The organism is Bacillus velezensis (genome assembly GCF_001461825.1).
Taxonomy (GTDB): domain Bacteria; phylum Bacillota; class Bacilli; order Bacillales; family Bacillaceae; genus Bacillus; species Bacillus velezensis.
The window spans coordinates 415470-432121 of sequence record NZ_LLZC01000012.1; the positions used below are offsets into that span (position 1 = coordinate 415470).

General features: G+C 46.1%; 14 protein-coding genes and 2 pseudogenes. 14 read left to right on the forward strand and 2 right to left on the reverse strand.

Going from position 1 to position 16652, the window contains the following annotated elements; all coding sequences use genetic code 11:
• The first annotated feature begins 44 nt into the window (after positions 1-44).
• Positions 45-614 carry a ComE operon protein 2 gene (locus tag AR442_RS06245; protein ID WP_003152868.1) on the forward strand — a complete coding sequence of 190 codons (570 nt, stop codon included), beginning with the start codon at positions 45-47 and terminating at the stop codon, positions 612-614.
• Positions 615-2966, forward strand: a complete 2352-nt coding sequence (locus AR442_RS06250; protein ID WP_014418418.1) for a DNA internalization-related competence protein ComEC/Rec2 — start codon at positions 615-617, stop codon at positions 2964-2966.
• An 18-nt stretch (positions 2967-2984) separates the two neighbouring features.
• On the opposite strand, the gene AR442_RS19855 is transcribed toward AR442_RS06250, so the two are convergent.
• On the reverse strand, positions 2985-3119 hold the full coding sequence (locus AR442_RS19855; protein ID WP_003152870.1) for a YqzM family protein: 135 nt from the start codon (positions 3117-3119) through the stop codon (positions 2985-2987).
• 40 nt (positions 3120-3159) lie between these two features.
• Between AR442_RS19855 and AR442_RS20450 the strand changes: the two are divergent.
• Positions 3160-3311: pseudogene (locus tag AR442_RS20450) on the forward strand (hypothetical protein).
• Positions 3312-3350: 39 nt separating this feature from the next.
• Positions 3351-4392, forward strand: a pseudogene (gene holA / locus AR442_RS06255) (DNA polymerase III subunit delta).
• A 16-nt stretch (positions 4393-4408) separates the two neighbouring features.
• Here holA and rpsT read toward each other — a convergent pair.
• Positions 4409-4675: a 30S ribosomal protein S20 gene (rpsT, locus tag AR442_RS06260; RefSeq protein WP_003152876.1), complete on the reverse strand. Its 267-nt coding sequence runs from the start codon at positions 4673-4675 to the stop codon at positions 4409-4411.
• 202 nt (positions 4676-4877) lie between these two features.
• Here rpsT and gpr point away from each other — a divergent pair, with 202 nt between their 5' ends.
• From gpr to prmA, 10 genes are all read left to right on the forward strand, one after another.
• On the forward strand, positions 4878-5984 hold the full coding sequence (gpr, locus tag AR442_RS06265) for a GPR endopeptidase (RefSeq protein ID WP_014418417.1): 1107 nt from the start codon (positions 4878-4880) through the stop codon (positions 5982-5984).
• Between the two features lie 67 nt (positions 5985-6051).
• Entirely contained in the window at positions 6052-7245 is a 1194-nt protein-coding gene (gene spoIIP / locus AR442_RS06270) for a stage II sporulation protein P (protein WP_007612673.1), read from the forward strand.
• Between the two features lie 16 nt (positions 7246-7261).
• Complete coding sequence (locus tag AR442_RS06275) at positions 7262-7600, forward strand: YqxA family protein (RefSeq protein ID WP_007408270.1); 339 nt, start codon at positions 7262-7264, stop codon at positions 7598-7600.
• Positions 7601-7732: 132 nt separating this feature from the next.
• Positions 7733-9568: a translation elongation factor 4 gene (gene lepA / locus AR442_RS06280; protein WP_014418416.1), complete on the forward strand. Its 1836-nt coding sequence runs from the start codon at positions 7733-7735 to the stop codon at positions 9566-9568.
• 59 nt (positions 9569-9627) lie between these two features.
• Positions 9628-10767 (forward strand): radical SAM family heme chaperone HemW, encoded by a 1140-nt coding sequence (gene hemW / locus AR442_RS06285; RefSeq protein ID WP_053284934.1) that lies wholly within the window; start codon positions 9628-9630, stop codon positions 10765-10767.
• An 80-nt stretch (positions 10768-10847) separates the two neighbouring features.
• Positions 10848-11879, forward strand: coding sequence for a heat-inducible transcriptional repressor HrcA (gene hrcA, locus AR442_RS06290; protein WP_003152889.1), 1032 nt, complete (start codon positions 10848-10850; stop codon positions 11877-11879).
• 59 nt (positions 11880-11938) lie between these two features.
• Positions 11939-12514, forward strand: a complete 576-nt coding sequence (grpE, locus tag AR442_RS06295; protein ID WP_003152892.1) for a nucleotide exchange factor GrpE — start codon at positions 11939-11941, stop codon at positions 12512-12514.
• 24 nt (positions 12515-12538) lie between these two features.
• Entirely contained in the window at positions 12539-14377 is a 1839-nt protein-coding gene (dnaK, locus tag AR442_RS06300) for a molecular chaperone DnaK (protein WP_007408273.1), read from the forward strand.
• Positions 14378-14562: 185 nt separating this feature from the next.
• A complete protein-coding gene (gene dnaJ, locus AR442_RS06305; RefSeq protein ID WP_003152895.1) occupies positions 14563-15690 on the forward strand; it encodes a molecular chaperone DnaJ in 1128 nt (375 codons plus the stop codon).
• Positions 15691-15713: 23 nt separating this feature from the next.
• On the forward strand, positions 15714-16649 hold the full coding sequence (gene prmA, locus AR442_RS06310; protein ID WP_014418413.1) for a 50S ribosomal protein L11 methyltransferase: 936 nt from the start codon (positions 15714-15716) through the stop codon (positions 16647-16649).
• Positions 16650-16652: the final 3 nt, after the last annotated feature.

Below are 16652 nucleotides of genomic sequence, written 5' to 3' on the forward strand. Positions count from 1 at the left end.
ATGTAAACTTAGAAAAGCAACAAGACTTTTTGGAGGGAACACTTGTGGAACGAATCTCATGGAATCAATATTTTATGGCGCAAAGCCATTTGCTGGCGCTGAGAAGCACATGTCCGAGACTGTCAGTCGGGGCAACCGTAGTCAGAGACAAGCGGATGATCGCCGGCGGATACAACGGCTCAATTGCCGGAGGCGTCCATTGCGCTGATGAAGGATGCCTTTTAATAGATAATCATTGCCAGCGGACCATACATGCAGAGATGAATGCGATTCTGCAATGTTCTAAGTTCGGTGTTCCGACGGAGGGCGCCGAAATTTATGTGACGCATTATCCTTGTATTCAATGCTGTAAATCAATTATTCAGGCAGGTATCAAAACGGTTTATTATGCCGAAGATTACAAAACACAGCCTTATGCAAAAGAGCTGTTCAGCCAAGCCGGAGTCAAGGTGGAGCAGGTCGAACTTGATGAAATGATCATCGATCTGAAAAACCGCGAAAAATTGTCTTTTGTAGCAGGTCTGATTCAGCAATTATCTGATGCGGGGGTTAAGGCAGATGAACTGAAAAAAATTCATGAACAGGCCAATGAGCTGTTTACCAGTTACGTATAAATGAAATATAAATACCTTCTTCTGCCTCTGGCGGCGGTTTCTGCAACTGCGGGAATTGCCGCCGCTCATGTCTTCTGGGTTCTGCTCCTTTTTCTTCTGTATCTTCTCTTTATTATTGTAAAAACAAAGCAGCATGCTCCGGTTATTGTCTGCCTCGTTTCTTTTTGTCTTTATTTCTTTCTTTATACGGTTTGTGACGCTGCGAATGTAACGCGGTATCAGGCCGGCAGTTATACTGAACAGGCCGTCATCACTAACATTCCGAAGGTTGACGGAGCGAAAATGTCAGCCGTTATCCGTACACATGACAAGGAAAAATGGACGGCTTCGTACAAAATCCGGTCTCTTGAGGAAAAGAGACTCATTGAACAGCTTGAACCGGGGATGCGCTGCACGTTTACAGGTTCTCTGGAGCAGCCTGCACATGCGACGGTTCCCGGAGGTTTTGATTATAAGGAATATCTTTACTCTCAGCAGATTCACTGGTTATTTTCCGTGACTTCCATTCAGCAGTGTGAAAAATCCAAACAGCCGCTGTTTAAACTGCTGAACATCAGAAAAAATTTGATTTCGATCATTCGGAATCACGTGCCTGAATCTTCCGCCGGAATTGTTGAAGCGCTGACCTTAGGTGAAAGATTTTCTATAGAGGACGATATACTGAGTGCATATCAAAATTTGGGAGTCGTTCATTTAATGGCGATTTCCGGAATGCATGTCGGTCTTATTACGGCGGGATTATTTTATGCTCTGATCAGAATCGGGCTGACAAGAGAAAAAGCGGGAATTTTGCTGCTGTTGTTTTTGCCGGTGTATACGCTGCTGAGCGGTGCCGCCCCATCCGTATTGCGCGCATCCCTCATGCTGGGATTTTATATCGCCGGAACTCTTGTTAAACGCGGCATTCATTCCTCCGCTGCATTGTCCCTGTCTTATCTGCTGCTCCTGCTGTTTAATCCTTACTTCCTTTGGCAGGCGGGCTTCCAGCTTTCCTTTGCGGTAAGCGCCTCTTTAATTCTGTCATCCTCCATTTTAAAGAAAGCGGGGAAAAGCAGACTTGCCGGGCTTGCGATGGCTTCATTCATTGCGGAGCTCAGCTCACTTCCGTTTCTTCTCTATCATTTTCAGCAAATTTCACTTGTCAGTTTTCCGATGAATATGGTGATGGTGCCATTTTATACGGTATTTGTCATTCCGGTTTCTGTCATCGGTTTCCTTCTTCTTTTACTTTCAAGGCAGATGGGAGAATGTTTGTTTGATATGTTCGACCTTGTGATGAAGCCTGTGCATGATTTCATTACATATGCGGCATCCGTTGATTTATTTACTATGATTGTGTCAAAGCCTGACTTTCTTTCCCTTCTTCTGCTTGCGGTTTCCGTTTTTACTCTTTTTGCGGCTTTGGAAAAGGGAGGTTTTTTAAAACTCAGGAAATCGGTTCTTTTTTTCTGCGCGGTTTTGGCTTATTTAATATGCCGTCCGTATTTCAGTCCATGGGGAGAAGCGGATATGCTTGATATCGGGCAGGGAGACTCACTGTTTATAAGCGCGCCGCACCGCAAAGGGACCGTAATGGTTGATACAGGGGGAGTGATTGCTTATCCCGGAGAATCATGGAAAGAAAAACGCCACCCGTATTCTATCGGCGAGAAGGTTTTGATTCCGTTTTTAAACGGAAAAGGGGTGAAAAAGCTGGATGCGCTGATTTTAACCCATGCGGATCAAGATCACATCGGAGAAGCCGGAGTGTTAATCAAAAATCATAGAGTCAAACGGTTAATTGTCCCCGTGGGATTCGTAAAAGAACCGAAGGATCAGAACATATTAAATATGGCGAAAGAAAACAACATTCCCGTTGCCGAAGCAAAGCGGGGCGACACCATTACAGCCGGTGATCTTCAGTTTCAGGTGCTGTCTCCGGAGTCGTCTGACGGAAGGAGTAAAAATGATTCGTCACTGGTGCTTTGGACGGTTTTAAGCGGAGTGAGCTGGCTTTTGACGGGAGATTTAGAATCGGACGGCGAAACGGAAGTGCTGAAAACGTATCCGAATCTGAAGGCTGATATATTGAAGGCGGGTCATCACGGCAGCAAAAGCTCAACGAGTGAAGCCTTTTTGAAACAGCTTCAGCCGGAAGCGGCGCTGATTTCAGCAGGAAAAGAGAATCGATACCATCATCCGCATGAAGAAGTGCTGGATCGTTTGAAGGCGTACTCTGTCAATGTGCTTCGCACCGATATCAGCGGAACGATTCAATACAGATTTAAAAAAGGCGCCGGAACGTTTTCCGTCTTCCCTCCATATGATATAGAAGAAATCAGGGCGCAAGAAGTAAAAAAGACTGCCGATTGACAGCAGCCCGGAATGCGGCTAAGAGCCGATAAGATGGATGGCTGTTGCCATCACGAACAAAAAGGCGAAAAATCCGAAGGACACGACAAAACCGACAGCTGAGTCAACAGCATCATTTCGTTTGCTTTGAACGTTTTTTTCAAAATCATTCAATTTCATCCCTCCTGACTTCCCTAAGTATACTGGAATTGTTTTGAAAAATCTAGAAGTGATGGTAACGTTTTCTGTTCTTGTGATTATCGCCTTTTTACAAGCAGACCCGGGAGCTTGTGAATCAGGCGTTTATTATAAATGAGGAAGCTGTCCTTAAAGCTTCCTCTTTACTATTTGCCGAACTCAATTTAGGATAGAAGGGGATCAAGAAAGAGAGGAAGTCATACGATCATGGTATTTGATGTTTGGAAAGCCCTGAAAAAAGGGGATGTCCGCTCCGTTTATTGTTTATACGGAAAAGAAACGTATCTGCTCCAAGAAACTGTCAGCCGGATCAGACAAGCTGTCGTTGATGAGGAGACAAAGGATTTTAACCTGTCTGTTTTTGATCTTGAAGAAGATCCGCTTGACCAGGCCGTAACCGATGCGGAAACGTTTCCGTTTATGGGAGAGAAGCGGCTGGTCATCGTAAAAAATCCGTCTTTTTTAACAGGGGAAAAAAAGAAAGAAAAAATAGAGCATAATACAGCCGCTCTGGAGACTTATCTGAAGGAGCCTGCACCTTACACGGTCTTTGTGATTGTGGCTCCGTATGAGAAGCTGGACGAACGGAAAAAGCTGACGAAAGCGCTGAAGCAAAAAGCCCTTATGATTGAAGCTAAGGAGCTGAATGCAAAGGAGACGACTGATTTTACGATTAATCTGGCGAAATCCGAAAATAAAATGATCGATACAGAAGCTGCCGAGCATTTGGTTCTGCTTGCAAACGGCCATCTGTCTTCCATATATCAGGAAATACAAAAACTCTCCGCCTACACCGGTGACAGACATGAGATCACACTTGAAGATGTCCGGGAGCTCGTCGCAAGAAGTTTGGAGCAGAATATTTTTGAGCTGATCAACAAAATCGTGAACCGAAAACGGACGGAAAGTCTTCAAATATTTTATGATCTTTTAAAACAAAACGAAGAACCGATCAAAATTATGGCGCTGATCGCCAACCAATTCCGTCTGATTATGCAGACGAAGTATTTTGCAGGACAAGGATACGGCCAAAAGCAAATCGCTTCCAACTTAAAGGTGCACCCCTTCCGGGTAAAGCTGGCGATGGATCAGGCGAGGCTTTTTTCTGAAGAAGAGCTGCGGCGTATTATAGAAAGACTCGCAGTGATGGATTATGAAATGAAAACGGGGAAAAAGGACAAGCAGCTCTTGCTGGAGCTCTTTCTCCTTGAGCTTCTCCGGACTGAATGAAAAAAACGATCCCCGTTAAAGGGATCGTTTTTGTATTATGCAGAAAGTCCGTTCACTTGTTTCGCAAGTCTAGATTTGTATCGAGCTGCGGCATTTTTGTGTACAAGACCTGTTTTCACTGCTTTATCAATGCGTTTCGCTGCTTCAGAAAGAGCAGTTTTCGCTTTATCCGCTTCGTTATTAGCAACAGAAGCTTCAACTTGTTTGATTGCAGTACGCATAGCAGATTTGATTGTCGCGTTATGAGCGCGGCGTTCGTTGTTTGTTTTTGTACGTTTAATCGCTGATTTAATGTTTGGCATGTGTTTCACCTCCTAAGATACAACCTGTAGCACAGTGTCTTAAGGTTAAATCTTCTTCACAATAGAACAAATTGTATTCTATCAAACAGAACTTTAGATTGCAATATAAATGTAAAGTATTTTTCGTTGATGGGTAAATTCGCATGATTCGTTTTGTAAATGGCCACACTATGTACCACGATGATTGAAGGAGGTCTTCCCTGTGAAAAACAACGAACTGGATGTCAATCAATTTCTGATACGGACGGATTTAGCGGTAGAAACGAAACAGGCGGTAAAAGACGGACAAGCCGGTCAGAAAAAAGAAATAAACGGGTTTATTGAAAAAGAACGCGACAAGGGCGGCATTAAAGTCAGAACCGTCGATATTACCAAAGAAGGCGCCGAGCTATCGGGGAAAAAGCAGGGGCGCTATGTCACGATCGAGGCTCAAGGGGTTCGGGAACACGACTCTGAGATGCAGGAAAAAGTAACGGAAGTGTTTGCCGAGGAATTTTCCGCCTATCTGTCGGCATTAAAGATTCCAAAGGATGCAAGCTGTTTGATCGTCGGTCTGGGCAACTGGAATGTGACGCCGGATGCGCTCGGCCCTCTCGTGACCGAAAACCTTCTTGTGACAAGGCATTTGTTCAGGCTTCAGCCGGAAAATGTACAGGAAGGGTACAGGCCGGTCAGCGCGCTTGCTCCCGGTGTGATGGGTTTAACGGGAATTGAAACGAGCGATATTATTCAAGGTGTGATCAAAGAATCAAAGCCGGATTTTGTGATCGCGGTAGACGCTCTTGCGGCAAGAGCCGTTGAAAGGGTGAACACGACCATCCAATTTTCTGATACGGGCATTCACCCGGGATCAGGCGTCGGCAATAAGAGAAAAGAATTAAGCAAGGAGACGCTCGGCATCCCCGTCATCGCAATCGGGGTACCGACTGTCGTTGATGCGGTTACGATCGCAAGCGATACGGTGGATTATATTTTAAAACATTTCGGCAGAGAGATGAAAGATGACAGCCCGTCAAGATCTCTGGTGCCCGCCGGAATGAACTTCGGCAAAAAGAAGGTGCTGACAGACGAAGACCTTCCCGGAGAAAAAGAACGCCAATCCTTTCTCGGTATTGTCGGCACGCTGGACGAAAACGAAAAACGCCAGCTGATTCACGAAGTACTTTCTCCGCTCGGCCATAATCTGATGGTCACGCCGAAGGAGATTGACACCTTTATTGATGATATGGCGAATGTGCTTGCAAACGGGTTAAACACCGCCCTTCATGAAAAAGTGTCACAAGATAACAAAGGTTCTTATAATCATTAAAATGGTTCTACCTCCTCTAGCTTGTTCATAGAGTAATTACTAGACAAGCGCTGGAGGGATTCAAATCATGAGAAAAAAACGCAGAAACCGTCAAATTGTCGTTGCAGTAAACGGTGGAAATGCGCTCAAGGGCATGTTTTTGTTTATGACAAGCCTTATCGTTATTTTCGTATTATCGGGTGTGCTCACATCGCTTCGCCCTGAACTGAGGCTTTCTTCGGATTCTCTTCACGGAATTGCCGGAGAACTTCCGGGTGACGCGTTTGCACACCTCCTCGGCATGGAAAATCATTATTTCGCCTCAGAGCTTCCTGAAAAAGACTCTTTTCAGCTGTCCCGGCTTTCCTTAAAACTGGCGACAAGCATTAATATGGAAGACCCGCGGAGTTTCTTGGGACGTGAGCTGCCGGGATTTGCCCAATACGATACGGAGATCCTTCTGGCGGGGCAGGGGACGGATTATACGAATATGCCGGCTGAATCTCCGCCGCCGTCAAAGGTGATGGAAAAAGAAAAAGAAGTGAATCTGGCAGAAATCGAAAACAAAACGAAAAAAGAGGAAACGGCGCCGCCGAAACATTCAACAGGCAGCAAAAAAGTCGTCTTTATTTACCACACTCATAATACCGAATCCTATCTTCCTCTGTTAAAGGGGGAAACAAATCCGGATAACGCCCGCCATTCGAAGGCCAATGTCACGCTTGTCGGAGATATGTTCGGAAAAGCGCTTGAAGCGCAAGGTGTAGGAGCGACCGTAGATAAAACCGACATTCAGGCCCGCCTGAACAAAGACGGCTTAAATTATGCGCGAAGCTACGACGAATCAAGGCCGGTCGTAAAAAGCGCGCTCGCCAAAAATAAAAACCTGCAATATACCATAGACATTCACCGGGATTCCCGCCGCAAGAAAAATACGACAGCCGATATTAAAGGAAAAAGCTATGCCAGAGTCGCCATCGTCGTCGGCAAAAAAAGCGCTAATTTTGAAGAAAACTATAAACTCGCAAGTGAACTTCATAAGCTGATGGAGAAAAAATACCCCGGCTTAAGCGTCGGTGTTTTATCAAAAGGCTCTCCGGGAGATAATGGAGTATACAACCAAGATTTAAACGACCGGTCGCTTCTGCTGGAATTCGGGGGCGTGGATAACAATCTTGAAGAACTGAGGCGCGCATCAGATGCCGTGGCCGATGTGTTCAGCGAACTGTACTGGGATGCAGAAAAGGTCAGCTCGCAATCAGGAGAGAAGAAAAAACAATAGAAATCAGGTGATTCAAATGATCCGTTTTACCGGCAAATGCCTGCTGATCGCCATTGTCATGTTTTTCGGCGTTTTGTTCGGTATGCAGCAGGCAAACAGCGGAATGCTTGATATGAAAGGATACAAAGATCCCTCCTTAAAAGGAGCATTCACGCTCGGCGGCGGAGAAGGACAGGAAAAAGAAGCTTCCATTTTGGGACAAACCGTTACGGCGAAAGATCTGGAAGAAAAACAAAAACAGCTGGAACAGGCGGAAACCTTCAACCTGTTTTCAAAAGCCGGAGAAACCCTTTCAAATACCGTGACGGACTCGGCGCAGGCGATGTATGAGTGGGTTTCGAAACTGAACCGTTAGCATTGATGAAGAGAAAAGCGGATGATTCCTTAAAGGAAGCTTTTCTCTTTCTTGTTTTAATTGAATGTTTACAATCCTATTGATATAATCTAAGCTAGTGTATTTTGCGTTTAATAGTAGGAGTGATAGATTGTGACAGATAAAGAAAAGCGTTTAGAGAGGCAGTCAAGAATCCGGAATTTCTCCATCATCGCCCACATAGACCACGGCAAATCGACCTTGGCGGATCGGATTTTAGAAAAAACATCGGCGATCACCCAGCGGGAAATGAAAGAACAATTGCTTGATTCAATGGACCTTGAACGCGAACGGGGAATTACCATCAAATTAAATTCCGTTCAGCTGAAATACAAAGCAAAAGACGGAGAAGAATATATATTCCATCTCATCGACACGCCCGGACACGTCGACTTTACATATGAAGTATCGCGAAGCCTGGCTGCCTGCGAAGGCGCGATTCTCGTTGTTGATGCGGCTCAGGGAATAGAAGCGCAGACATTGGCGAACGTCTATCTGGCGCTTGATAATGATCTTGAGATTCTTCCTGTCATTAATAAAATCGATCTTCCGAGCGCAGAGCCAGAACGTGTGCGTCAAGAGGTTGAGGACGTTATCGGCCTTGACGCTTCAGACGCTGTCCTCGCTTCAGCGAAAGCGGGCATCGGCATCGAAGACATTTTAGAGCAGATCGTAGAAAAAGTGCCGGCTCCTGCGGGAGATCCGGAAGCTCCGCTGAAAGCGCTCATCTTTGACTCGCTTTATGACGCGTACCGAGGAGTCGTCGCGTATATCAGAGTCGTAGAAGGAACGGTCAAACCGGGCCAGAAAATTAAAATGATGGCAACCGGAAAAGAGTTTGAAGTGACAGAAGTCGGTGTGTTCACGCCGAAAGCAACTCCGACAGATGAACTGACCGTCGGCGATGTCGGCTTTTTAACTGCTGCGATCAAAAATGTCGGTGACACACGCGTCGGTGACACGATAACAAGCGCGGCCAATCAGGCTGCCGAAGCATTGCCTGGATATCGCAAGCTGAACCCGATGGTGTATTGCGGTTTGTATCCGATCGATACGGCCAAATACAACGATTTAAGGGAAGCTCTTGAGAAGCTTGAACTGAATGACTCATCGCTTCAATATGAAGCAGAGACATCCCAAGCGCTCGGATTCGGTTTCCGCTGCGGATTTTTAGGTATGCTTCACATGGAAATCATTCAGGAGCGGATTGAGCGTGAGTTTAAAATCGACCTGATCACAACGGCACCGAGTGTTATCTATGATGTGTATATGACAGACGGCGAAAAGGTTGTTGTCGACAACCCGTCCAACATGCCTGACCCGCAAAAGATCGAAAGAATCGAGGAGCCGTATGTAAAAGCGACAATGATGGTGCCGAACGATTATGTCGGTGCGGTGATGGAGCTTTGCCAAGGAAAACGCGGCAATTTTATCGACATGCAATATTTAGACGCAAATCGTGTCAGCATTGTCTATGACATGCCATTAGCGGAAATCGTCTATGAGTTTTTTGATCAGCTGAAATCAAGCACAAAAGGCTACGCGTCCTTTGATTACGAACTGATCGGCTACAAACCGTCTAAACTTGTCAAGATGGACATTATGCTGAACGGAGAAAAAATCGACGCCCTTTCATTTATCGTGCATCGCGATTACGCGTACGAACGCGGAAAAGTAATTGTGGAAAAACTGAAAGAGCTTATTCCGCGCCAGCACTTTGAAGTACCGATTCAAGCAGCGATCGGACAGAAAATCGTGGCCCGCTCGACCATTAAGGCCATGCGGAAAAACGTCCTTGCAAAATGTTACGGAGGAGACATCTCGCGGAAACGGAAGCTTCTTGAAAAACAAAAAGAAGGAAAACGCCGGATGAAGCAGGTCGGCTCAGTAGAAGTGCCGCAGGAAGCGTTTATGGCCGTTCTTAAAATGGATGACAGCCCGAAAAAATAACGGAAGCCGCCGCAGTCCCGCACTGCGGCTTCTTTCTGTAAAGAAGAAGGTGTTTCAAAATGAAATCAGCTTATATTCATATCCCGTTTTGTGAGCATATCTGCCACTATTGCGATTTCAATAAATATTTTATTCAGAGCCAGCCTGTCGATGAGTACTTAAACTCACTCGAAAAGGAAATGATAAATACAATAGAACGGACGGGACGCTCTGATCTCCGTACGATTTTTATCGGGGGAGGCACGCCGACATCGCTCTCACCCGTCCAGCTGGAAAAATTGATGGATTCCATTCACCGCGTGCTGAAGCCTTCTGACGGACTCATAGAATTTGCCGCGGAAGCGAATCCGGATGATTTGTCCCCGGAAAAATTAAAAATCATGAAAAATGCCGGTGTCAACCGGCTGAGCTTCGGTGTTCAAACCTTTGAAGATGAGCTTTTACAAAAAATCGGCAGAGTGCATAAACAAAAGGACGTATTCACTTCCTTTGAACGTGCGAGGGCTCTCGGCTTCGACAACATCAGTCTCGATTTGATGTTCGGCCTGCCGGGTCAGACGCTGGCCGATCTTGACAATTCCGTCAAAACGGCTTTGTCTCTTGATGCGGAGCACTATTCCGTTTACTCGCTGATCGTAGAGCCGAAAACGGTGTTTTATAATTTAATGCAAAAAGGCCGCCTGCATCTCCCGGCGCAAGAACAAGAGGCCGAGATGTATGAAACGGTCATGAGGCAGATGAGTGAAGCGGGCATCCGTCAATACGAGATCAGTAACTTTGCAAAGCCCGGATACGAATCGCAGCATAATCTGACGTATTGGAGCAATGAAGAGTATTTCGGTTTTGGCGCTGGCGCTCACGGATATATCAGCGGTACGCGCACCGTCAACGCCGGGCCTGTGAAACATTACATGCAGCTCATCGAAGAAAAGGGGCTGCCTTACCGTGACACGCACGAGGTGACACGTGAGGAGCAGATTGAAGAAGAAATGTTCCTCGGTCTCAGAAAAATGTCCGGCGTACAAAAGCAAGCTTTTCTCGATAAATTCGGACGCTCGGTCGACGAACTGTTTCCCGATGTTCTCAAAGATTTAACCGAAAAAGGCCTGATCTGTGACACGGAAGAATCGGTTGCATTAACGCATGAGGGCAAATTATTAGGAAATGAGGTTTTTGGCGCTTTTTTGGGTGAGTTATAATTGACATTTTTCTTTTGGTTTGTTACTTTTGATATAGAATTAGCACTCGCTGACCTTGAGTGCTAACAGGGGTGATGATGATGTTAACAAATCGTCAGCTGTTGATCCTGCAAGTGATTATTAATGATTTTATACAATCAGCGCAGCCTGTAGGATCAAGAACTCTTTCAAAAAAAGACGAGATTACATTCAGCTCTGCAACGATCAGAAACGAGATGGCTGACTTGGAGGAATTGGGCTTTATTGAAAAAACCCATTCATCCTCAGGACGGATTCCGTCGGAAAAAGGGTACAGGTATTATGTCGATCATTTGCTGTCACCCGTCAAGCTGACAAAAACCGATCTGGATTTAATTCACTCGATATTTAAAGAAAAAATCTTCGAGCTGGAAAAAACAGTCCAAAAATCAGCGCAAATCTTGTCCGATCTGACAAACTACACATCGATTGTCCTCGGGCCGACGCTGAGCGAGAACTATCTTAAACAGATTCAAATCGTTCCGATCCAGCCGGATAAGGCGGTCGCCATCCTCGTCACGAACACGGGGCATGTCGAAAACCGCACTATCAATTTCCCGGCTAAAGTGGATCTGGCCGATATTGAAAAACTGGTCAATATATTAAACGATCGATTAGCGGGCGTGCCGATGGACGAACTGAATGAGCGCATTTTCAAAGAGGTTGTCACATATTTAAGGCAGCATATCGCCAACTATGACAGCATACTTGAATCGCTCCGCTCCACATTCCATCCGGCGGCCCACGTTGAGAAATTATTTTTCGGCGGAAAGATCAACATGCTGAATCAGCCGGAGTTCCATGATATTGAAAGGGTCCGCTCGCTCTTATCTTTAATTGAAAAAGAGCAGGATGTTCTGAAGCTGTTTCAGTCATCAAAAGCCGGGATTTCAATCAAAATCGGCAAAGAAAATGACTACGAAGAAATGGAAAACTGCAGTTTAATCACGGCCACCTATACAGTTGATACGAAACAGATCGGATCAATCGCCATTATCGGGCCGACGCGCATGAATTATTCAAGAGTCGTCAGCCTGCTGCAGCACGTGACTTCGGACTTGTCAAAAGCATTCACAAGTTTGTATGATGAATAAGGGAATTTTGGCAATCATTTTCAGTCATCTTTTTACAGCATTTGAGGGAGGTGAACACAATGTCAGAAGAAAAACAAACCGCAGAACAGGTTGAAGCAGCAGAACAAGAAGAAGTGACAGAACAGGCAGAACAAGCCGCTTCACAAGAGCAGCATGAAGAAACGGCAGGTCAGGAAGAAGCCCTTCAGCACCAAATTGATGAATTGCAGGGTTTGCTTGATGAAAAAGAAAACAAACTTTTGCGTGTTCAAGCAGACTTTGAAAACTATAAACGACGCAGCCGCCTTGAAATGGAAGCTGCTCAGAAATACCGTTCTCAAAACGTCGTAACGGAAATCCTTCCGGCTCTCGACAACTTTGAACGGGCGTTACAGGTAGAAGCTGAAAGCGAGCAGACAAAAAGCTTGCTGCAAGGTATGGAAATGGTCCGCCGCCAGCTGATGGACGCACTTGAAAAAGAAGGCGTTGAAGCCATCGAAGCTGTCGGTCAGGAATTTGATCCGAACCTTCACCAAGCCGTCATGCAGGTGGAAGATGAAAACTTCGGCAGCAATATTGTTATCGAAGAACTGCAAAAAGGCTACAAACTGAAGGATCGCGTCATCCGTCCTTCAATGGTAAAAGTGAATCAATAACTACATAGCAGGAGGTAATTCAAAGTGAGTAAAGTAATCGGAATTGACTTGGGTACGACAAACTCATGTGTGGCAGTGCTTGAAGGCGGAGAGCCTACAGTCATCGCCAACGCTGAAGGAAACCGTACGACTCCGTCAGTCGTTGCATTTAAAAACGGCGAGCGCCAAGTAGGGGAAGTGGCGAAACGCCAATCAATCACAAATCCTAACACAATCATGTCTGTTAAACGCCATATGGGTACTGACTATAAAGTGGAAATCGAAGGAAAAGACTACACGCCTCAAGAAGTGTCAGCTATTATCCTTCAGCATCTGAAAGCATATGCTGAAAGCTACCTCGGCGAAACAGTTTCAAAAGCCGTTATCACGGTTCCTGCATACTTCAACGATGCAGAGCGCCAAGCGACAAAAGATGCCGGTAAAATCGCCGGTCTTGAAGTAGAGCGTATTATCAACGAGCCGACTGCAGCAGCGCTTGCATACGGACTTGATAAAACGGACGAAGACCAAACAATTCTTGTTTACGACCTTGGCGGCGGTACGTTTGACGTATCTGTTCTTGAACTTGGCGACGGCGTGTTTGAAGTCCGTTCAACTGCCGGTGACAACCGTCTTGGCGGGGACGACTTTGACCAAGTCATCATCGATCATCTCGTAGCAGAATTCAAAAAAGAAAACGGCATTGATCTTTCAAAAGACAAAATGGCGCTTCAGCGTTTGAAAGATGCGGCTGAGAAAGCGAAAAAAGATCTTTCCGGCGTATCATCCACACAAATTTCTTTACCGTTTATCACGGCGGGAGAAGCAGGTCCGCTTCACCTTGAGCTGACCCTGACCCGCGCTAAATTCGAAGAGCTTTCCGCTCACCTTGTTGAGCGCACAATGGCTCCTGTCCGTCAGGCTCTTCAAGATGCGGATCTTTCTGCAAGCGAAATCGACAAAGTTATCCTTGTCGGCGGATCAACACGTATTCCTGCCGTACAGGAAGCAATCAAAAAAGAAACGGGTAAAGAAGCGCATAAAGGCGTAAACCCTGATGAAGTTGTAGCGCTGGGTGCAGCGATTCAAGGCGGCGTCATCACGGGAGACGTAAAAGACGTTGTTCTTCTTGACGTTACACCGCTTTCTCTCGGTATTGAAACAATGGGCGGCGTGTTCACGAAACTGATCGACCGCAACACGACAATTCCGACGAGCAAGTCTCAAGTATTCTCAACCGCTGCCGACAACCAAACGGCTGTTGACATTCACGTGCTTCAAGGTGAGCGCCCGATGTCTGCCGACAACAAAACGCTCGGCCGCTTCCAGCTTACTGATATCCCGCCGGCACCGCGCGGCGTACCGCAAATCGAAGTTTCTTTCGATATTGACAAAAACGGTATCGTAAACGTAAGAGCGAAAGACTTAGGCACAGGAAAAGAACAAAACATTACTATCAAATCTTCTTCAGGTCTTTCTGATGATGAGATCGAACGCATGGTAAAAGAAGCGGAAGAAAACGCTGACGCTGATGCGAAGAGAAAAGAAGAAATCGAAGTCCGCAACGAAGCTGACCAGCTTGTGTTCCAAACGGAAAAAACATTAAAAGATCTGGAAGGCAAAGTGGACGAAGAGCAAGTGAAAAAAGCAAACGACGCGAAAGACGCGCTGAAAGCCGCTATCGAGAAAAACGAAATTGAAGACATCAAAGCGAAAAAAGATGAGCTTCAAACAATCGTTCAAGAGCTTTCTATGAAGCTTTATGAAGAAGCTGCAAAAGCGCAGCAGGCTGAAGGCGGAGCAAACGCTGAAGGCAAAAAAGCGGACGACAACGTTGTCGATGCGGAATACGAAGAAGTAAAAGACGACGAAACGAAAAAATAAGTTCTTTCCCGCGTGGCTATAGGCGGAAGAACACACAGCATATTCTGATTCAACAGACAGAAAGTCAAAGTCAGGCATCTCTTGGCTTTGACTTTTTTTCTTGCCCGGGATAAAAGGAATTGAAAAAACATAATTCAAAATGATACAATCTAATTTATGTGAGAAATTCGGGAGAGTGAAGCGAGATGAGTAAGCGTGATTACTATGAAGTGCTTGGGGTAAGTAAGAGCGCTTCAAAGGATGAAATCAAAAAAGCCTATCGGAAGCTTTCAAAAAAATATCATCCTGATATCAATAAAGAATCCGGAGCAGATGAAAAATTCAAAGAGGTAAAAGAAGCGTACGAAGCGCTCTCAGACGACCAAAAACGCGCTCAATATGACCAATTCGGCCATACAGACCCTAACCAGGGATTCGGCGGCGGTTTCGGAGGCGGCGGAGATTTCGGCGGCTTCGGTTTCGATGACATCTTCTCAAGCATCTTCGGAGGCGGCACGAGACGCCGTGACCCGAATGCGCCGCGGCAAGGCGCGGATCTGCAGTATACAATGACCCTGTCATTTGAAGACGCGGCTTTCGGAAAAGAAACGATCATTGAAATTCCGCGCGAAGAGAATTGCGAAACATGTAAAGGGTCTGGCGCGAAGCCGGGAACAAAGCCGGATACGTGCTCGCACTGCGGAGGTTCAGGCCAGCTGAACGTCGAACAGAACACGCCGTTTGGCAAAGTGGTTAACCGAAGAGTCTGCCACCACTGTGAAGGAACAGGAAAAATCATCAAAAACAAGTGTTCTGACTGCGGCGGCACGGGCAAAGTGAAAAAACGGAAAAAAATCAATGTCACGATTCCTGCCGGTGTGGACGACGGACAGCAGCTGCGCGTTCCGGGCCAAGGTGAACCGGGCGTAAACGGAGGGCCGGCGGGAGATCTGTTTGTCGTATTCCATGTGCGCGCCCACGAGTTCTTTGAGCGCGACGGAGACGATATTTATTGCGAAATGCCGTTAACGTTTGCCCAAGCGGCACTCGGAGACGAAGTGGAAGTGCCGACGCTTCACGGAAAAGTGAAATTGAAAATACCTGCCGGCACACAAACCGGCACGAAATTCAGATTAAGAGGCAAAGGCGTTCAGAACGTCCGGGGCTACGGACAAGGCGACCAGCACATTGTCGTCCGCGTCGTCACACCGACGAATCTGACAGATAAACAAAAAGACATCATCCGCGAATTCGCTGAAGTCAGCGGAAACCTGCCGGATGAACAAGAAATGAGTTTCTTTGACAAAGTAAAACGCGCATTTAAAGGCGAGTAATGATTGGATAGGAGTTGGTAGTTTTGAAATGGTCCGAAATCAGCATTCACACAACACATGAAGCGGTCGAACCCATCTCAAATATTTTGCATGAAGCTGGTGCGAGCGGGGTTGTCATCGAAGATCCGCTTGATTTAATGAAAGAGCGTGAGAATGTTTACGGGGAAATCTACCAGCTCGACCCCAATGATTACCCCGATGAGGGTGTCATTGTCAAAGCGTATCTGCCGATCAACAGTTTCCTCGGCGAAACGGTGGACGGCATTAAAGAGACGATTAACAATCTGCTTTTGTACGACATTGATTTGGGCAGAAACAAAATCACCATTTCTGAAGTCAATGAAGAAGAATGGGCGACCGCTTGGAAAAAGTATTATCATCCTGTGAAAATTTCTGAAAAGTTCACGATCGTTCCCACATGGGAAACGTATACACCTGTTCATACAGATGAACTGATTATCGAAATGGACCCGGGTATGGCATTCGGTACGGGAACGCATCCGACAACAGTTCTGTGCATTCAGGCGCTTGAGCGTATCGTTCAAAAAGGCGACCGTATCATTGATGTCGGCACCGGTTCAGGAATTTTAAGCATCGCGGCCGCCATGCTTGAGGCCGAATCGGTTCATGCGTATGACCTTGATCCGGTCGCTGTTGAAAGCGCGCGTCTGAATGTGAAATTGAACAAAGTGAGTGATACGGCCGAAGTGAAGCAGAACAATTTGTTAGACGGCATCACGGGCGAACATGATGTCATTGTCGCAAATATTTTGGCGGAAGTGATTCTCCGCTTTACATCACAGGCGTACGACCTGCTCAAAGACGGAGGCCATTTTATTACTTCAGGCATTATCGGCCAGAAAAAACAGGAAGTAAAAGAAGCGTTGGAAAAAGCCGGCTTTACCATCATAGAAATTCTGTCTATGGAAGATTGGGTCAGCATCATCGCGAAAAAATAACAG